Annotated in this window: 15 protein-coding genes and 2 pseudogenes; 10 read left to right on the forward strand and 7 right to left on the reverse strand. The window is 62.8% G+C overall.

The window, feature by feature from the left end; genetic code table 11:
- From ACFCYE_RS17330 to ACFCYE_RS17355, 6 genes and pseudogenes are all read left to right on the forward strand, one after another.
- Positions 1-108 (forward strand): annotated as a pseudogene (locus ACFCYE_RS17330) (ComEC/Rec2 family competence protein); the annotation flags it as partial.
- 161 nt (positions 109-269) lie between these two features.
- Positions 270-2,906: a hypothetical protein gene (locus tag ACFCYE_RS17335; RefSeq protein WP_376180738.1), complete on the forward strand. Its 2,637-nt coding sequence runs from the start codon at positions 270-272 to the stop codon at positions 2,904-2,906.
- A 358-nt stretch (positions 2,907-3,264) separates the two neighbouring features.
- A complete protein-coding gene (locus ACFCYE_RS17340; RefSeq protein ID WP_376180739.1) occupies positions 3,265-4,632 on the forward strand; it encodes an AAA family ATPase in 1,368 nt (455 codons plus the stop codon).
- 663 nt (positions 4,633-5,295) lie between these two features.
- Complete coding sequence (locus tag ACFCYE_RS17345; protein ID WP_376180741.1) at positions 5,296-5,808, forward strand: hypothetical protein; 513 nt, start codon at positions 5,296-5,298, stop codon at positions 5,806-5,808.
- 513 nt (positions 5,809-6,321) lie between these two features.
- Entirely contained in the window at positions 6,322-7,143 is an 822-nt protein-coding gene (locus ACFCYE_RS17350; RefSeq protein WP_376180743.1) for an alpha/beta fold hydrolase, read from the forward strand.
- A 155-nt stretch (positions 7,144-7,298) separates the two neighbouring features.
- Positions 7,299-8,510 (forward strand): Fic family protein, encoded by a 1,212-nt coding sequence (locus ACFCYE_RS17355; RefSeq protein ID WP_376180745.1) that lies wholly within the window; start codon positions 7,299-7,301, stop codon positions 8,508-8,510.
- Positions 8,511-8,562: 52 nt separating this feature from the next.
- Here ACFCYE_RS17355 and ACFCYE_RS17360 read toward each other — a convergent pair.
- From ACFCYE_RS17360 to ACFCYE_RS17370, 3 genes and pseudogenes are all read right to left on the reverse strand, one after another.
- Positions 8,563-8,766: pseudogene (locus ACFCYE_RS17360) on the reverse strand (primase-like DNA-binding domain-containing protein); the annotation flags it as partial.
- A 248-nt stretch (positions 8,767-9,014) separates the two neighbouring features.
- The gene (locus ACFCYE_RS17365; RefSeq protein ID WP_376180747.1) at positions 9,015-9,986 is read right to left on the reverse strand and encodes a hypothetical protein; all 972 of its coding nucleotides are present in this window, start codon (positions 9,984-9,986) and stop codon (positions 9,015-9,017) included.
- A gap of 954 nt (positions 9,987-10,940) precedes the next feature.
- A complete protein-coding gene (locus ACFCYE_RS17370) occupies positions 10,941-11,579 on the reverse strand; it encodes a MarR family winged helix-turn-helix transcriptional regulator (RefSeq protein WP_376180748.1) in 639 nt (212 codons plus the stop codon).
- A gap of 140 nt (positions 11,580-11,719) precedes the next feature.
- Here ACFCYE_RS17370 and ACFCYE_RS17375 point away from each other — a divergent pair, with 140 nt between their 5' ends.
- The 4 genes from ACFCYE_RS17375 (at position 11,720) to ACFCYE_RS17390 (ending at position 16,459) form a co-directional block, all read left to right on the forward strand.
- Positions 11,720-12,937 carry an MFS transporter gene (locus ACFCYE_RS17375; protein WP_376180750.1) on the forward strand — a complete coding sequence of 406 codons (1,218 nt, stop codon included), beginning with the start codon at positions 11,720-11,722 and terminating at the stop codon, positions 12,935-12,937.
- On the forward strand, positions 12,934-15,459 hold the full coding sequence (locus tag ACFCYE_RS17380) for a family 78 glycoside hydrolase catalytic domain (RefSeq protein ID WP_376180752.1): 2,526 nt from the start codon (positions 12,934-12,936) through the stop codon (positions 15,457-15,459). Before ACFCYE_RS17375 ends, ACFCYE_RS17380 begins: the two co-directional genes overlap by 4 nt.
- Before the next feature lie 538 nt (positions 15,460-15,997).
- On the forward strand, positions 15,998-16,159 hold the full coding sequence (locus ACFCYE_RS17385) for a hypothetical protein (protein WP_376180753.1): 162 nt from the start codon (positions 15,998-16,000) through the stop codon (positions 16,157-16,159).
- Positions 16,160-16,162: 3 nt separating this feature from the next.
- Positions 16,163-16,459 carry a hypothetical protein gene (locus ACFCYE_RS17390; RefSeq protein ID WP_376180754.1) on the forward strand — a complete coding sequence of 99 codons (297 nt, stop codon included), beginning with the start codon at positions 16,163-16,165 and terminating at the stop codon, positions 16,457-16,459.
- A 14-nt stretch (positions 16,460-16,473) separates the two neighbouring features.
- On the opposite strand, the gene ACFCYE_RS17395 is transcribed toward ACFCYE_RS17390, so the two are convergent.
- From ACFCYE_RS17395 to ACFCYE_RS17410, 4 genes are all read right to left on the reverse strand, one after another.
- Positions 16,474-17,046 (reverse strand): SGNH/GDSL hydrolase family protein, encoded by a 573-nt coding sequence (locus ACFCYE_RS17395; RefSeq protein WP_376180841.1) that lies wholly within the window; start codon positions 17,044-17,046, stop codon positions 16,474-16,476.
- 125 nt (positions 17,047-17,171) lie between these two features.
- Positions 17,172-17,720, reverse strand: a complete 549-nt coding sequence (locus ACFCYE_RS17400) for a TetR/AcrR family transcriptional regulator (RefSeq protein WP_376180755.1) — start codon at positions 17,718-17,720, stop codon at positions 17,172-17,174.
- 92 nt (positions 17,721-17,812) lie between these two features.
- Positions 17,813-18,250, reverse strand: a complete 438-nt coding sequence (locus tag ACFCYE_RS17405) for a hypothetical protein (protein WP_376180757.1) — start codon at positions 18,248-18,250, stop codon at positions 17,813-17,815.
- A gap of 420 nt (positions 18,251-18,670) precedes the next feature.
- Positions 18,671-19,267, reverse strand: a complete 597-nt coding sequence (locus ACFCYE_RS17410; protein WP_376180758.1) for an NADPH-dependent FMN reductase — start codon at positions 19,265-19,267, stop codon at positions 18,671-18,673.

The raw sequence follows: 19,267 nt of genomic DNA on the forward strand, positions 1-19,267 counted from the left end.
CCCGGGCTCGCGGTCGGCGACACAACGGCCGTGTCCGCCGAGCTGAACGACGCGATGCTCACCAGCGGACTGTCCCACCTCACAGCGGTCTCCGGCGCCAACTATGCGTCTAGGGGTGAGTAGAGTTTCGACGGAAATGCCGGCCAGCGCCGCGCACATGCACACCGTCGAACCCGAGAAGGGGGATCGCGTAAAGTCTCGAACTAGGTGTTCGGACTACGACAGCGGGCGGGGGAGTCGTGAGGCTACGTCGATACTTGCTGTTTGCCGTGCTCGTCGTGATAAGCGCGGGCGCAGTGGTCGTTGGCCACACCTGGATCGAGCCCACCTGGGCGGGCTTCCCAATCCCCTCCGTGGACGGAGGTGGCGGCCTCTTCTGGCAGGTGCAGAGCACGTTCCTCGCGGTGGGGTTCGCGTCGCTGGCCGTAGCCGCTCAGCTGTTCGCAGAAACGCCCCTTGCGATTGGAGCGTCTCGCAGCCGAGTGCTGTCTTACATCGGGGCGAGGGGATTTCTGGCTGTCGGCCTCGCAGCGAACGGATTGATTGCTGTCGAAGCAGTGTGGTCCCCGAGCAACCTCGGGGTGGTTGTAGTTGCCCTTTGGTTCTGCGCGACCGTTTGGCTGCTGATCTCGTCGACCACGAAGCTCATGGACCTTTTCGGGCGACCATCTCTCCTCGATGTTGTTGTGACGGAGACTCTCACGGTTGGGATTGCGGCGAGGCTGAAGGATTCAGCTGCTCGGTACGAGCGCGCAAACCGCGACGTGGAGGGACTCTTCGCAGACGAGGGTTCAGCGCTTACCGCTGAAATACGTGGAAGCGTCTCAATGCGGGTGCGTGCACCGGACAATCGCCTGGTTCTTAAGGCGGTCAAGTCAATTTTTGTACGCCGCGCGATGAGTGTCCTCGTTCGAGCAAGGCAGGGTGGCGGCGGCAGCGAAGAGTCCTCACACACGTTCGTTCCGCCGCGGATACATTTCGACCTGACATTGGGTGAGCGCGTCCGCGACGGTCAGCACGCGTTTCGTGTCGAATCCGCGTTCGCTCTGGACGAAGAATCCGAGGAACGTGTAAAAACTTTCCTTGTCGAGAGTCTTGTCTTCGAGCCAGAAGGCACTGTGACAGCTGTAGAAGAGTCGCTGCGGGATGTATCTAGCCTGCGAGACACCATTGGGTCTTCGGTTCGATCCGGATCATTCGCAACCGCGGAGAGAGCCCTCGAGATCCTCGGTACTGCCTTGCGCGGTGTATGGGTGGCGGCACCAGCGAACCGAGACGCGTTCCAAACGGCCCCCTCTCCGACGGAGGATCTCCTCCGAGCCGCAGGGGACGTCGAGCAGGACGTGATCTTGTCGCCGCGAGTCGCAAACATCTTCGTCGACGGGGCAATGAGGCGTGCTGTGGAGGCGGGCCGCACAGGCAGCATCCGTTACGTCGAGGAGTGCCTGCTCAGCTTCACTCGCATCTGGTGGGATCTCCTCCGCTATGGCGATGAGAGCTTCGAAGCCGTCAGATCGCGGATTATCACGTGCGTCGTTAACATCGCTGGCTATGTCTACTCCAGCAATGACAAGAGCGACCGACAGGCGTATGTCGCGCGGGCGATCTGGGCGAGCGTACAGCTCGTCAAGCTCGCAATCGACGCGAAGAACGTGTTGGCTGCTCAGCGTGCCGCCGAGGCGCTTGGGGCTCTTTTCGAGTACCGCGAGGGCGAGGAGGCGCGCGCACGTGTTCGCGCGGGGCAGCTCGTACTTTCGTCCTGGATGTCTTACCTCGCTTCGACCAACGATGGCCGCGGCCTCGACGCACCGGAGCTTCGTGCTTCGTTGAAGCCGGGCGGCACGAGGTCGCAGATCCTTGACGCCCGAGCCATGGCCGGACGGGATGAGTCACCGTTCAATCGGTGGCAATGGTGGGAACTGAACGACACGGGCTCGATGCGTGCTCAAACAATGCAGATGTCCGGCCATGTGGACAGCGAGACAGTGGATGCCCTGGTGGCTGCCAGCGGACCTTTGCCGGATGCTGATGACTCGGAGACAGCTTCCAGCTACCGGCGGTTCATCGATCTGCTGAAGCAGTCTGGCGACAAGCTAAATCCAGCCCAGGAGCACCTTCTGGGCTTGCTGGAAAAGAGGTTCGACGGCTGGGAACGAGCCGAGGACGTCTTGCTCTCTGAGGCCCCGATCTCTGAGGCGCGAGTAAAGAGTATCCGTGAGGCCCTTCGAGACGCGCTCGACGGCGAGCCACGCCTCGCCGAGTACATTCCTCGTCAGTCGGTGCCCGTGAATGAGGATGGAGAGCCTGCCGTCGATGTTTCTCTTCCGATCCTGGGTTTGAACCTGCTGGTACCGCGGATATTTGTCGTGGAGGAGGTGTTCAAGCAGACGTACGCGGACCCCACCTACTTCGGGCAGGCACTCGCTACAGGTTTCCGTGACGGAGAGGATCGACGAATCGCCGAGCACCTCCGTCAGTTGTCGTCGGCTCCGCGCCGCTTGACGGTAGCAGCAATCCGGGATGCGATCGCATCGGTCGATGAGGACGAGGCCAAGCATCACGTGCTGTTCAAGCCATTCGGCGGGATGGGCAACCTTGGCGAGTGGTACGACGAGGAGCTTCGCATGCTACTCGGCCGGGTGACAGTGATAGAGACCGCCGTGTTGCAAGACGAGGCGTTCTTCTTCGACCCACGGACCACGCTGCTGTCCTGCCGCGAGCCAGAACAGAAAGCTGACCTTCACCCGGTACCCGGTACCACGATCGCTCTCGGGGTGTTTGAGGACGCAAAGTCTGAGGGCGAACCGACGGTCCGCATCGAAACCGGGGAGCGCTTCGTGATCTGGCGCGGCGAGCGTCCGAAGGTGACCAGTTTCAGGAACAGCGCTGAAGTCACGCGGGAGTAGATCGCATACGAGTCGGCGCCGCGAGCGCTCTATAGGCCGTGCTCCACCGCTCGCGTCCCCAGCTCCGCGCCGCCAATGGTGGCGGTGATGTCGAGGGCGACGTCATCCATCTGGACCCGTCGCTTCGGAATGGCCCGGGGGCCGTTACGCGGCAACCTACGGGGCCGGCCACATTGTCACTGACGGTTGGCTGACCAATGAGAGGCCCGGACTCAACGCCACAACGACGAAGAATGCCGCTGCGGGGCATCTCCCCGGCACCGTGTCTACTCACCGGGGCCGTCACAGTTCTCCGGACGTACTTGGAACCGGTGCCGATTGCCGCACGGCGAGTGCAAATGCCCCCTACGCTCTAGCTATGCCTTTCGCAAGCGTGACCCACCTGAATCTGGTCGCATTCAAGTCATTTCGCGATGAGGTGTTGCCTCTCGATGACCTGACACTACTGATCGGCCGCAACAGCGCTGGCAAGTCGAACGCTCTCGACGGGCTGGAAGTACTTGCTCGCCTTGCGGAAGGGGAGGATCTCATTGATGCGCTCGACGGACGCCGACGCGAGCTCGGGCCGGTTCGCGGCGGTTCGGAGGGATGCGCGCCGCACGGAATGGACAGCTTTACTCTCGGCTGTCGCGTGAAGTCCGGAGACGAAGTCCTCAAGTACACGGTTCAGATTGAAGTGCGGCCGGACATCCGAATAATTGCTGAGAGTCTTCACGGTTGGGGGGTTGCCGTCGCGAGCGGCGCCCGCTCGTATGGTCCGATCTTCGAAACTCGAAGGGCTGGCGCTCCCGGCACGGGTATCGAGGCCGAGATTCACAACGGGAAGCAAGGCCCAAATCCTCTACTGCGCTTCCGCGACAGCCGACTTCTTCTGACTCAGATACCGCTCGTCGTGAGTAGTTCCAACCGAGCAGAGCGTTCGGTTCACGCGGCCGTCACCACGGTGCAGAGCGTGCTCCGGGGTGTCTTTCATTTCGATCCCATCCCGCACCTTATGCGAGAGTTCGTGAAGGGCAGAGATGTTGAGCTTCGAAGGACCGGTGAGAACCTTTCCCCGGCCCTGCGAAATCTTCAAGCGTCTGATCCGGAGGCGTTCGCCCACATCGAACAGCTTGTCCGGCTCATCGCAGACGACGGCGTGCGCGAAATCTCCTTTGTTAACTCGGACCTCGGCGACGTGATGCTTGCACTCCAAGAATCCAGAGGTGCTGATGAGGGCGCCGCTGAAAGAACGCCAGCCCGAGAGATGAGCGACGGCCTGCTGAGATTCATTGGGATCGCAACAGCGCTGCTTTCACCACGGAACGGGCTCGATATCGATGCGGAGGTGGCCAGTCCTGCCTCGCTGAGCGAGTCTCGTTCCGCCAACGGCATCCTCATTGTTCTTGAGGAGTTGGAGAACGGCCTGCATCCGTCACAAGCACACCGCGTGCTGGAGCTTGTTAGAGAAAGTAGTAAGACAGCCGGAACCAGCGTGCTGATTACGACGCATAGTCCAGCTCTTCTCGACGCCGCCGAAGGCAGCCTGAACGAGAACATCATCGTGTGCCATCGGGACCCTGAGACAGGTCATAGCCGGCTAACGCCGATCACGGAGCTACCGGGGTACGCGGTCGCGCTTGCTGAAGGTTCGCTAGGGACAGCGGTAACGACCGGCAAACTAACCTCTGCCGTGACACACGAGCCGGACTACGCCGAATTTCAGCGACTTCTTGGGCTGAGCTGATGCCTGCGGTCACGTTTATCGACACTTCGGTGCTGTGTAACCTCGTCCCCGTACCTGGGAGGGATCAGCATGCCGGCGAGGTGCGATCGGAGATGTCCGGGCGGTTGGCCGCTGGCGAGAGGTTCATCTTGCCGATTACGGCGGTCATCGAAACTGGCAATTTCATTGCGCAAATTTCAGATGGTAGGGTCCGTCGGCAGACAGCAGAGAAACTCAGCGGAATCTTGAGGCTGATCTGCGAGGGAAAGGCGCCCTGGGTGCTCCATGATGTTGCGTGGGATAGAGATTTCCTGAATCACCTGCTGGACGGGGCCGACACGTCGGCCAGTTACGTAGAACACGCGGCTAACCAAGTCGGGGCCGGCGATCTGTGCATTATCAATGAGCGGTATCACTATCAGCAACGGTCACGAATTCGGGCGCAAATCTGGACGTTCGATACTAGCCTCGCTGCTTACTCGTAGGCCAATGTTAGTAGTGTTCCAGCACTCGTCGATGCCCGGATTGAAGAGATCGCGAACAAGCCCGCGAGCATGCGCCTGATGCTTTCGATACACTTCTCGAAGGGGTGATCAGATGCCTCCCACTCCCACTCCCACTCCCTCCCCATTCCTGATCGAAGTAGTAGGGGGAGGTGACGGTGCACCATGGTGGGGGGTGCCGATGATCGCTGGCTTCTTCCTCGTGCTCGGTGCAGTCTTGGCGTTCGTCTTCAACGGCATTCAGGAGACGCGACGCGTCAAACTAGAGACCAACCAGCGGTGGGATCAAGATCTTCGCGAGCATGTATCAGCAGTGATCACTCTGTCACGACGGCTCCGGACAGCCGCAGATGACTTTCGCGCCGTTGCGGACACGATGGCCCTAATCGCGATCAACGAGGTGCACGGGGGTGAGCCGTCTATGCCTCCCGCGGGACACAACGCGGCGATCGCAGAGTTGACGGATACCTTCAACGCGCTCGCGAGAGAGTGCAACATGCTGAGGCTCATCGCCCCTCTCAGCGTTCGCGAAGCAGCCGAGAAGGTTTGGGAATGTGCTAGCGAGGTTGTTCAGAAAGGCGGCGATCCTCTCAACGGCTTCGCGGTCGCAAACAATCTCGTCGTGGCCGTTGACGTGCTCGCTGAGTCAGTTCGGGCGCATTTCGCCATCCCCAACGCAGAGCGACGCCGTTAGGTCGATCCATGCCGCGTTTCCAGTTACCAGACACTCTGTTGATTGATTTGATCGAAGGCGAGTCATCCTTCTGGGACTGGTCATCGTGAAGCTCCGCCGGGGCGAACGCGAGTTGGTGACGCATCGAACATAGGGAGCATGGTCAGCGGGGTTGTAGCTAGCAAGGACAGGCAGCGGCCGGAGAGCGTTGTGGCGCCGAGTCTCAGCCCGCGCCGGATAGTTGCGATAAGTGGTCTTATCGTCGGTAAAGGGCCAGATAGGGAAGTGAGATGTGGCTGAGCAGGTGAGAGGGCTTTCCGCGTGACTATTGGGCTTCCACGGCGACACGCAGACTTGATGGTGAGAGCGGTAGAGAGCTCACACCCGGCGATCGGCAGCCTGGCGCGCACATGCCGCCGGATCGCCGGAATCGCATTGGCAGTCGGGGGTAGTGCCTCCTGGAGAATTCATCGTGCGTGACGATGGGTGCGATAGGGGGGGGGGGGGGGGCACTGGGCGTGGAATGCTGTTGGCATGCGCATCGATGACGACCTATTGCCGTTCGCCGTGTCGTGCTTGGGGGACGCGGCCGGCAAACCGGCGATCCTCTTGCCAGGCGGCCCGTGCCGCGACCCCGAGTATCTGAGTCATTTCGCCGGCGTCGGCGACGATCACCCGCTGATCGTCTTGCACCCCCGGGGAACCCTGCGAAGCGGAGGGCTATCGGGCGGGTGGTGGGCCGACGCGGCAGACGTCATGGCTCTGGCTGATGCACTCGGCCTCGAAGTCGTCGATCTCGTTGCTCATTCGGCGGGAACTCGGCTCGCGCTGGCCACCGCTGCACAGTTCCCCGATCGAGTGCGGTCGATGGCGCTCATCACACCTCCCGCTACTTGGTTGACCCGAACACCGTCGGATGTCGAATCCCTCACTGCGATCTATGCCGAACCTGAGGCCCTGGGCGCGCTGGCCGCAATCTCGACCGACGATCCTGACACGGAATCTGAGTTCCGGGAGTCGTTCCTCCGGCAGGCCCCTGCAAGCTACGCGCACTGGACACACACCGAGCAAGCGCATGCAAGGGTCGGGATCGTCGGCCTCGCGGCGGCGCGCGCCTGGTTCGCCAATATCCCCGATGATGCTGGCGATCGCATCCGAGCTACGCCGATCCCTCCGACGCTCGTCATCGGCGGCGACCGCGACTTGCTCACCGGCGTGCAGCCGGTCAGAGACTACGCCGCGACACTCGATGCCGAGCTGGCAGTGATTGCAGACTGCGGCCACTACCCGTGGGTCGAGCAACCAGCAGCCTTCCGGAAACTGCTCTCACAGTGGCTCGACGCCTGTGACAGCTAGCGGTCGGCGGAGTCGAGGTTCATCCCCCCGCTCGGCTCTTCAATCGATGCGATGCCAAGCGATCGTCCCTTCAGCTCGCCCGGAATGCGAGTAGCGGACTCGTTACTCTCGTTTATGCCCCTTAAAGCCGAGTATCTCGTGCGATAATCGGGTCTGTGACTCTCGACAACAGCAAGCCCGGCGTCTGGCCGGCGCATACGATCGACACGCGGCCGTGGCGTCAACAGGTTCGCGGCGGCACCCGCGCTGATCGCATGCTGTCGTCAGTGGACACGATGACTCCACCGATGATCTCCGACCTGGACTACATGCCGCCCATCGCGACGATGATCGTCTCGGAGTCAGCGCTGCTCGCCGTGGCGCAGGCAGACACCGACGCCGAGGGTCACTCGGCCGCGATGAGCCGGTTCATGATGAGGACCGAATCCGTCGCGTCATCCAAGATCGAGCGCATCACCGCCACCGCGGTCGACTACGCCAAGGCTCTCGCGGGGAACAGATCGAACAGCTCGGCGACGAGCATGGTGGCCGCGAGCACGGCGCTGCACGACCTCGTGACGGGCGTCGCCGATCGCGGGCGGTTCGCACTGGAGGGTTTCCTCGCTGCGCACCGTGCGCTGATGAAGGATGACACCCACGAGGCCGCCTACGCAGGACGACTCAGGGACATGCAGAACTGGATCGGCGGGAGCGACTACTCGCCCCGTGACGCCCTGCATGTGCCGCCGCCACCGGAGCGAGTGACGGCGCTGATGAAGGATCTCGTCGCGTACCTGAACCGCGACGACGTCCCTGTGATGGTGCAGGCAGCCATCGGACACGCGCAGTTCGAGTCGATTCACGCGTTCACCGACGGCAACGGTCGTATCGGCCGCGCCCTCGTGTCGGCCGTGCTGCGGCGCCGCGGCGTGACACGCAATGCCGTGGTGCCTCTCGCCAGCGGTCTCCTCGCCAAGCGCGACGAGTATTTCGCAGCACTCGGGGACTACCGCCAGGGCAACCCTGCACCGCTGATCGATCTGTTCGCGCGCTCAGCACGCGCGGCTGCCGTGTGCTCGCGCGAGTCGATCGCTCGCATCAAGGCGCTGCCGGATGAATGGGCTGCCGAGCTCAGGCCGAGGGCGGGATCCGCTGTCGCAGCACTCATCCCCGCCTTCTACGACCACCCGGTCATGGCGGCCGCGGAGATCGAGCAGCGCTCTGGCGCTTCGGAGCAGCAGACCTACCGCGCGATCGCGCAGCTCGCCGAAGCGGGGTTCATCCAGGAGATCACCGGACGCAAACGAGACCGGGTCTGGGTCGCCGCCGAGCTGCTGGCCGAGCTTGACGATCTCGATCGACGGATTCAGGCGGAGATGACGAACTGAGGAACATCAGGCTGCCTCGCGGCGCAGACCATAGATCGCGGCGTTGGAGCCGTCAGGGCGTCAGCCGACCTTCTGAACCAGCGGCTCGTGGACGGCGCATGAGAGCGCCGACACGGGCGCGTGTGTATCGCCAGGCTCCGCAATCGGGCAGCGCCGGTCGCAGGCGCTTGCTGAACGCAGTCCTGGTCAGCACCACCTCCGAGGGGTGGAGGCGCCGCATCCAATCGGTGTAGATCTCGTGCACGACCTCCACGGGGACGAAGTCAACGACTCGGCGTCGAAGTCTTCGTCATCATTGCCCACGCCGTAAGCATCGCAGTCTTCGCCTGGCGGTGTAGCCGCGGAACTCCAGACCGCAGTATTCAACGTCGCGGCGGAGCGCCCGGCCTGGCAGCCTCCACGGCACAAGACCCGGTTGCATCTGCAACCGGGGTCTTCTCGGACGGGTTCGGAGCGTTCAGCGAACGACCGTTTCTTGAACAGTCGACTACTGAACGATCGGCTTTATGCGTCGGTGAGGTTCCGGCAATACGCAACGACGCGGTGCCCGTCCGTCTTGCGCAATCGCATAGATGGAACAGTGGACCCGAAGTGTGGATCCGTTCGAGCATCTGGCCGAACGTACACGCGCGTCCAGTCCTCAGAAGAGTAGAGAAGTGCCGCCAAGTGCTGCCCGAAGCTCAGCTTCCAAAACTCTCGAATCTCTGTGGTGGGAGTGCTCCAACCCGCGAACCAAGCACGGTAGTGCTCGTGCACGTCATCGAACAGGACGATCTGATCCGAGGATGCTCGTGAAAAGATGCCCCAGAATTCGACGACGTCGTGTCGCACCAGGTGCGGTCGCGGAGGTCGAGGAGCGGATACGTCGGGCTCACGCCTCGAGATGGATGTGCCCCTGGCGTCGCGATGGCAGACCAAGGAGAGATGCTCGTCTTGCACGCTGTAGCGGAAGGCCTTGGCATCGAAGCCCGCTCGGTCCAGGTGGAGGATCGCGCGCGCTGCACGCGGGGTGAATGACTCGGCGATGACGATGAGAGTTGGAGGAGTGTCCTGCGGGCCTGGCAGCGAATACCCGAACCGTCGTTCGAAGGCTTCCTCCAGATCGATTGAGTACCTACCTCGCGCAGCGATGCTGATAAGGCTCTCGCGGTTACGATCCTCAGCCCAGCCTCGGTAGTCAACCACCTGCGCGACAACGTCGGCTTCGGCTGAACTCACCTTTAGCTCGATGACGTAGATGCCTCCGCGCGCGTCTAACCCCAGGAGGTCAATGCGGCCGTCGGTGTCAGTTGCGACTTGACGACCGAAGATGAGAACCTCGTACCCCATGCTTGCCAGCAGCGGGGAAAGATGCGCATGCAGCCATGTCTCCAGGCCATACTCGGTGCGGAAGCGCATGCCGTGTTTGCCACGGAACAGGCCGTACTCCGGCGATACGCGGACTCTGACGCTCTCGACTGATTCTTCGCTACTCATGAGCGGCAACTCGGGGCCGTGAGCATCCGGAGCACGGCAGTCTCACCGCGCCGAAGCTGCTCGTTTGACGTCCTCTTCATATTGAGGACAGTAGGCGTGGGAGGCCTCCTTCTCGGTATTTGCGTTCGGGGACCAGTTATCTGCTCGTTTACGTTCACAATTCGGCGTGTCTGCTACGGCTCGACTCATCTGCTCGAGCGGCCCTACGTCGAGGGGCGCCTGGCTTGGCTGTCCAGACGCGCCTTGGGTGAACTAGTCATTGATGACCATCTTCGTGGACGGTATCGCCCGCGAAGATGCTCTTGCAGCGACTCCAACCGGACCGATTTGCTTGGGTCGACGATGACATCCGGCAAGTACTTTTTGAGGACGGTCCTTGGGCAGTGACAGAGACATTCGAGCGACTTTTCCTGAGGACGAAGGATGCCCACGGGCCTCAGCAAGGACGTGGACTGTCTCGTGAAAATCGCTTGTTCTAGGCCCCGCGGGTTGACACGGGGCAATCCCGGCCGATTCGCTCTCAACCCCGGTAAAAGGGGCTTGGCGCCGATAGTCCGGACAATGTGCGAATATCGGCGGTTAGAAACACACCCCTTGAAGTGAGATGGGGCTGAGCACGAGCTTAACGCGTTGAGTGCTCGAATACGAGTGAATATGTCGATTCTGCTCATACTCGTTGCGCCGATCGGCGGGGTGAGACTGCGCACGAAAAGACCAACGGGCCCCAGGGCTTCGCATCGCCTCGCGCCCCTTCGAACCGGCGATCACGGCGCGCTCGAGGTCGGCGATGCCTCTTTCGTTGCGAATTGCGAAGAGGATGACATCACTCTGACCTACTGCACCTCGAGCCCGCGAGGAGTTTGAAAGCACAGTCAGGCTCGCCCCGCCAAAGCGTGTCTGTTCGTAATGCAGTGCCAATTGCGTGCGCGCGAGATCGTGATGCGCGCTGGTGGACTACAGGTCGGTTGCTGAAGCCGCGACCGGACGAGGGATACGGACCCCGGACGTGCGCTCAATCGCGTGGTCAAGGCGATCGTCGATGCTCGTGACCATCCGTACCACGAGCCGCTCGAGGTTCGAGAAGTCTTCGTCGCTCCAGTCGCTGAAGATCTTCTCGTACGCGTTGCTGGAGACCGCAGCGATTCGTGTCGCTATCTCGCGTCCGGCTGAGGTCATACCGATGACGCTCTGCCTGCCGTCTTCAGGGTCGGGCATACGCCCCACGAGTCCTGCAACCTCGAGCCGGCGCACGATCTTACTCACGTTGGAACGTCCGGTGCCTATCGCGTCAGCCATGTCGGTGGGCCTGGCTGTGGTGCGGTAGATGAGCTGATTCAACAGGAGGAAGGCGGGCATGTCGCCCGGCAGAGGGAACTCGCTCTCAACCATCACGGATTCACGCACGGCCGTCGAGTTCATTGCGGTGATGAGAGCCTGGAGAGCGATCGAGAAGTCAGCGCCGCGCCCGTGCAGCAGGGGAGCAGGGCTCACCGCTACTTCGCGGAGATCGATGCTCTCTTGAGGTCGACGGGCCATGCTCCAAGTATGCACAGAAGTTCCGCGTACACCCATGATTGTCCTCACGACAATCATGGGTGTACGCTGATCGAGTCGCAGAACGTTTGATCGTTTCATCGCGCAGCGCCCCGATCGTCCTTCAAAGGAGAAGCCTCGTGTCTCAGCTCACACCCACTCGAAAGGCTCGTCCGTGGTGGACGGCCATCGTCTCCGGCATGGCATCGTATATTGACGCGGCCGCGATAGTCAGCTTCGGGACGGCGATGGTGCTCCTTCAGGCGGCCATCGGGCTGACCCCAGGGGAGATCGGCCTCGCCTCGGGCGGGCTCACGTTCGGTATCGCGATCGGTGCGCTCGTGGGCGGCCGACTGGGCGACCGTTTCGGTCGCAGGCCGATCTTCACAGTGACAATGATCCTCATCGTTGCCTCTGCTGTCGGCCTAGCGTTCGCCGATTCGTTCCCGCTGATCATGGCTGCCGCTGTCATTCTCGGCTTCGCGACGGGCGCGGATCTGCCTGTGTCGATCTCGACGATCTCGGAAGCGGCGTCGGATCACAACCGCGGTCGGTTGATCGGGTTCACCCAATTGCTCTGGGCCGTCGGCATCATCGTGTGCGCGTTCCTCAGCGCGGGCGTGGCGAGCCTCGGACGTCTCGGCGCGCAGATCCTGTTCCTGCACATCGCGATTGTCGCAGTCCTCGTCCTGGTCGGGCGTCTAACGATTCCTGAGTCTGAGTCCTGGATCCGTGCACGTGAAGAGCGTCGCCGTGGCGTGCCCACGGTTCGCGCGGACCGTGCGTCCGTTCTTGATCTTTTGCGCGGCAGGTACCGCACTCCATTCCTCGGGCTTCTCGCCTTCTACGCGCTGACGAACATGGCCGCGAACACGGGAGGCCAGTTCGGCAACTACTTGCTCGTGAACGCCGGGGGCGTGGACCTTCAGACCGCGACCCTCATCGGCTTGCCGTTCATCCCGTTGGGTATCGTCGCCGCGCTATGGTTCATGAAGATTGCGGATTCTCCGAAGCGGCTGACCTACTTCGGCATCGGTGCGATCTGCTGGGTCGCCGCGCAACTGGTCTACGTATTCTTCGGCATCAGTGTCACTACCGCCATCATCGCCGGGCTCGTCGGCCTCATGGGTACGGCCTTCGCATCTGAGGGCATCATGAAGGTCTGGACGCAGGAGCAGTTCCCGACGCTTCTTCGCACCACTGCTCAGGGCGCCATCATCTCCGTCGCTCGTCTGTTCGCGGCAGCCCTCGCTACGGTCACACCACTGTTGGTGGCGTGGAGCCCGAACATGTTCTACCTATTCCTTGCCATCATCATCGCCGTCGGCTGCGGGATCGCGTGGCTCGTGTTCCGCACCCGTGACAGCCACGACGAGTTCGACACCGAGACCCAGGAAGCGACAGTCGTAGCCGTATGAGCACTAGTACTCTCAACCCATCTCAGGCACGCACCGACGTCCGCTTCGAAAGCCGAGGCGTATCGTACTTCATCGCGGCACCGTACGTTGAGGAGACCGTCGCCTCGTATTTCCGTCGCGACTTCACGGCAGCAGAAGGGTTGCGGAGCGCCACTCTTTCCGTGACAGCCCTGGGAATCGTCGAGGCGTACGTGAATGGAGTGCGTGTCGGTGACGAGGTCCTCGCGCCGGGGTGGACTTCCTACCGTCACCGGGTCATGGTGAGCACATTCGATGTCACGGACGAGATCGTCCAGGGCGAGAACGCCATCGGCGCCATCGTCGGCGAAGGGTGGGCAGCTGGACGATTGGGGTGGGAGTGGCAACGCCAGTTGTATGTGGAGAAGCCGGCGCTGTACATGCAACTCGAACTCACCTACGACGATCGAATCGACGTCATCGGAACCGACAGCACGTTCCGTGCCGGCACCGGAGCGGTGCGGGCGAACAGCATCTATGACGGAGAGATCTACGACGCGCGCCTCGAGCCAGTCGGCTGGAATAGGGCGGGCTTCGAGGACAGCTCATGGGCGGCACCGGAGATCATCGAATGGGACCCGAACGCGCTCCAGAACCCGATCGCTGAGCCGATCCGCCGTGTGGAGGAACTGTCGCCTGTCGCTGTCCGCACCAGCCCTTCTGGGAAGACGATCGTCGACTTCGGGCAGAACATCTCCGGGTGGATTCGCCTGACGGTCTCGGGGAGCGCTGGTCAGCAGGTCACGATCCGTCATGCCGAGATCCTCACCCCGGACGGGGAACTGGAGACGGAGACGAACCGCACCGCCGCGGCAACAGACCAGTACACGCTGCGCGGCGGCGGCACCGAGACGTGGGAACCGCGATTCACGTTCCACGGCTTCAGATACGCGGAAATCGACGGCTGGCCGGGCGAACTGACCGGGAACGACCTGACCGCGATCGTCGTGCATAGCGATATGGTTCGCAGCGGCTGGTTTGAGACCTCGAACTCGCTCGTCAATCAACTGCACTCCAACGTGGTTTGGTCCATGCGGGACAACTTCGTCGGTGTTCCAACCGACTGCCCGCAGCGCGACGAGCGGCTCGGGTGGACGGGCGACATCAATGCATTCGGGCCGACCGCCGCATACCTGTACGACGTCCGAGGCGTCCTCGGGTCCTGGCTCCAAGACCTTGCCGCAGAGCAGACCGAGAAGGGATTCGTCCCTTGGGTGGTTCCGGATGCCCTCTCGCAGCCATCGACGCCGACTGCCCTGTGGAGCGACGTTGCGGTGAGCCTGCCGTGGTTGCTGTATCAGGAGTACGGTGACGAGAACATCCTTCGAGACAGCTACCACTCAATGGCAACGTTCATCCGACAGGTCGCTTCGTTGCTCGACGAGGCGGGCTTGTGGAGCGCCGGGTTCCAGTTCGGTGACTGGCTCGACCCGGACGCCCCCGCGAACAACCCTGCGGCTGCGAAGACGGACCGCCATCTTGTCGCCTCCGCGTTCCTATGCAAAACCACGCGCGAAATGGCGGCGACCGCCGCGGTCCTCGGCCGGGACGCAGACGCACAAGAGTTCACCGCTCTCGCCACCCGCGTTCGCGATGCGTTCCGATTCGAGTACGTGACCGGATCTGGACGTCTAGTCACCGAGTCGGCCACCGCCTATGCTCTGGCGATCACGCTTGATCTTCTCGAAGCACACCAGCTCTCGAAGGCCGGGAACCGTCTCGCAGAGATCGTCGCGAACCGCGGATACCGGATCTCCACGGGCTTTGCCGGAACGCCCTTGGTTACTGAGGCGCTTTCCCTCACGGGGCACACCGACACGGCCTACCGTCTCCTGCTGGAGGAAGAATGCCCATCGTTCCTTTACCCGGTCACGATGGGCGCGACAACGATCTGGGAGAGGTGGGACTCCGTCCTTCCCGACGGAACCGTGAACGCCACCGGCATGACCAGCCTCAACCACTACGCACTGGGAGCGATCGCCGACTGGCTACACCGGGTCGTCGGCGGCCTCGAGCGCGCAGAGGTGGGCTACCGTAAGGTCCGCATCGCACCGCAGCCCGGCGGTGGGCTCACACATGCCCGCGCCGTCCACGACACCGTGCGCGGACGCATCGCCGTATCCTGGAGGATCGTCGACGGCGAGATCGTCATCGACGCATCCCTCCCGGACGCAGTCGAGGCCGAGGTTGTGCCGCCCTTCTCGGCCGGACCTGCATTCACCGTGGCAGCGGGCGAGCACACCTGGCGTTACCCGGCCCCAGCCGGCTACGGCGCGGCAAGCGAGGTCACGATGGATTCGCCCATCCGGGAGATCGCGAAGGATGCGGACAGGTGGGATGTGGTCGTTGCCGTTCTGCAACGGTACTTCCCGGGCCTGCCGATCGACGCCGGCGCTCCCGAGGCAGCTGCGCTCTCGCTCCACGGTCTGCTTGAGCATCTCCCGGGTGTCTCCGATGAGCTGGAGTCCGACCTGCAGCTGGCGCTGACCGCAACCGGGGCTTGAGCGATTCTCGTCCTCATTCCCGTGAGACCAGCGACCTTCTGGCAGAGGGAGCAGTATGAACGCGCTCGTCGAGAACTTGACACTGGATAGACAAGGCCGGGCTCGCCTCCGGGCAGGCTTTCTGGACGACGCGTTCTGTCGATCGGCTCGGAATCCCATCGATCACGGTCACGGACGGCCCTTGTGGCGTGCGGATGCAGAAGCAGTGGGCTGACTAATTGGGCCTGAACGCGAGCGAACCGGCGACATGCTTCCCGAACGAACGAGGAGGCGCTGCCGCTGTGCGGATTGATGCCCTTGTGCAAGATCCTTGGATTCGCACAGCAATGCTCCGGCGCCGCCTTGGACATCGATGATGCGTTGCATCAACTGCACGCAGCGGTGCGCGAAGTTGTCTGACTGCCCAGCCGCAGGTACTCCGGGCCTGCATTCAGCTGCGGGCCAGTGACGGCTTTCTCCGTCGTACATCGAGATGGAGCTGCCCTCGTGGCCGCAGTAGCCTCGGGACTACACGAGCACCCGGAAGGCGGTGGTCCGCATGACCACGAACGAGTCGAGAGTCGACCCCGAGACGGAGGCCGCGATCAATCGCGCCCTCGATGCGGCGCAACTGCGCGCCGGCGACACGACCGCTTCGGTCGTTCACACGGACCACGACAGTGCGGCCGTGGAGGACGGCGCTTCAGGGGATGGGGACTAGGAGATGACAGACGAAGAGCGCTACGGCGACGTCGCGACGACGTTCTCGCTCACCACGAGCCGGTTCAACGACGGCTCCGAAGTGTGGAGCTTGCAGATCGTGGGCTTGCCCGAAGACTCAGAGCCCGATGAGGACGATGTCCTCGTCAATGCGGTGGTCTATCGTGCGCTGATCAATCGGAACTGGTTCGAACGGTTCGACTCTGTGGATCAGGAGCTCGCTTCGATCGGGGAGAACTTGTTGGATCGCGATCTGCTCGAGCAGATCGACGAGGAGACCGCGTTCGCGTCACAAGGATGACGTCTTTACGCTGCTCACTCGCGCTCGAGATGCTCTGCGGTGGTGTGCGCCCACTGCTCATAGCCTGCGGCTGAGGGATGGAAACGGTCTTCGGCAAAGAAATCCGGACCCATCGGTGCGAACTCGCGCGTGCTGACCCATGTTGCTCGCGGGAACTGGTCGATGGCTCGCCGTGAGACGGCGTCCAGCGCGTCCGCGCGCGCAGCGAGATATCGGCCCAACGTGGTGGGGATGGTTGGAAAGGCGTCGAACGGCGGGATGCCGCTGACCAGTACTCGTCTGGCGCGAGTGGTGAGACCTTCGAGGATGGCCACGAGGTCCTCTCCCCATTGGTCGGGCTTGCGCCGCGTGAGCACATCGTTGACACCCGCCAGCAGCACTGCGACATCCAGGTCCTCCCCAAGCTGGGGCAGTAGCCGGTAGCGGATCCGGCGTGCCGTGGCGCCGTGCTGACCCACCACCTCCCAACCGACGGGCCGTCGCGTCCGTCCGCCGAGTTCTCGCGCCATGCACCCTGCGAACCCTTCCTCGTGAGTATTCACTCCACAGCCGGCCGCGGTAGATTCGCCCAGCACCCCGAGGCGCATCGCGGACCCGGGAATCGCGTCGGCAGCTGTGCTTCCATGCGTGGGGCCGGATGCCGGCGGGAGCAGCTCGGTGCGGGATCGCACCCTTCTCCCCTGAGCGGCGGCAATGGGTAGCAGCAGCGGGTTCACGAGACCCTCCTCCCCGCCCGCAGCGCCGCCACTGCGGCCCCGCTCCCACCAGAGAGGTCCACCCCAAGAGCCTGCAGCTGCAGGACGAGTGCGCCGCGGCCGAGGAATGAGGAGAGTTCTTCGGGTGTCGATCCGGCGCCTCGATCGGCTTCTTCCAGAACTCCGGAAATGAAGGAGCGGCAGCGCGCCGCCACCGCCTCGTCCCCGCGCGCCGCAGCACAGGCCTGCAACCAGAAGCCGCTGAGCGAGCCATCGGCCACAAGTGATCGGAATCCGGCACCCATCGCCTCCAGCGGCTCATCCGGGTCCGCCTCGGCGGCATCGCGGAACGCCGCTCGCATCCGCGCTTCCATCTCGTCCAGGCAGGCCAGCATCAGAGCTTGTTTACTGCCGAAGAGCCGGAAGACATAGGTCTGCGAAACGCCGATATCCTCCGCCACCCGCTGCACCGCCGAGGTCGTCAGCCCGAGGTCGGCAATAGCCCTCACCCCGGCCCGAACCGCTTGCGACCGCCGTTGCGGCGCCGTGCTTCGCCTATCGGTCATGAGAGAAAGCATGACAGAAGTAACCACGTACTTACAATCCTCCGCGAATGTAATCCGCAAGAGATCATGGCGTGGTGGGATCATGATGCTCGTCAAGAGCCACCTTGTGGATCGAGGTCCCGGAGCCGCAACGCGGCGCAGATGCCGAGGCAGGTTCCCAGGCCGCAGAACGTCAAGACGGCGGCGACGGTGAGCCACACGGTGAGCTGCCCCCGCGCGCCTGCACCGCCGAGAACAGCCAGGACCGCAGTGAGCACGCCATAGGGAACGAAGAAGAGCGCGCCCATCCAGGCAGGCATGAGCACTAGCAGGCGGGGGATACGCGCGCTTCGCGGACTCGAGAGAATCGCGAGCAGACCTACGCCGGCCAGCGCCAGAACGACCGTGAAGTCGATACCGTGTCGCTCGAGCCAGACCACGAGGGCAGGAGCGCCGTTCTTTTCGAATTCGTGCGCCATGTCGAATCCGCTCGGCAGACCTGCCCTCCCACCCAGCGCCCAGTAGGTCTTAATGGAGATATAGGGCAGCACGCAGGCTAGCCCGGCCCCGACGAGCCATGTGCGTGCGCGCAACGATAACGGCGACAGCATTCGCATCAGAACCTAACCTCCTAGGTGCGCGGGTGGGACAGGCCTCGCACGGGGGGTGATGTGTCCGGACAGAACGGCTTTGCAGCGCCCTGGATCAGGGCGGCCGCTGTCACAGCGACATGCGTCCTGCGCCCGGCGAGGAACGGTTCGCCGAACGAGTCCAAGGGCGGCCTGTCCGCAACCTCCCACCACACATGGAGCAGTGAATGCTCGGCAAGAAGAGAAGGGGGCAGACGGTTCGATTGCATAGGACAAGCCTTCCCGCGGTCAGGGGGGTGACGCCTCACCCTTCCGGGGGACAGGGATCACCCGCGTGGGTGACAGATGTGCCGCTTCCGTGCACGCTGCAGTGAGACACGGTCAGACCTCCCAGCCTGAGCGGTAGTGGCGTTCAGAAAGCAGTTCGGACAGTTCGGCATGCACAGTCATCGTTTTGTTTAGCCGCGCCATCCGTTCGGGTTTCAGTTCTTGCGGCCGTTGCCAATCGCGTTCCGCGATGTATGCGGTGTACGGGTTGATGACACATTTGAAGTCGAGCATGAGTGACTGGCTGAGAGCGGCAGTGGCCATGTAACTGTGAGGCAGACCCGCTGCGCATACGAAGGTGACCACCTTGTCGAACCACGCGGCGACTCGACCGTCTTCGCCGGTGGCGCCTGTGGCTTCGATCAGCGATTTCACCGTCGCTGCCGGAGCCCAGTTGTAAACCGGGAAGGCTAACACCACGCCGTCAGCGGTGTTTATGACGTCGTGGAGCGCTGTGCACGCCTCGCTGTCGAAAACCGAGCCGTTGTCGAATGCTGGTAATTCGTACTCGGTGAGATCCACAACGGCCGATACATGTCCCAGCCCGCGTAGCAACTCGCTGCTCGTGACCGCGAGGCCTCTGCTCTTACTCACTGCGTCAAGGCTGCACGAAATGACCGGGAGATTCAGGGGAGACACTCGTGTCACCAT

The organism is Microbacterium sp. NPDC056234 (genome assembly GCF_042267585.1).
In the GTDB taxonomy this organism is placed as follows: domain Bacteria; phylum Actinomycetota; class Actinomycetes; order Actinomycetales; family Microbacteriaceae; genus Microbacterium.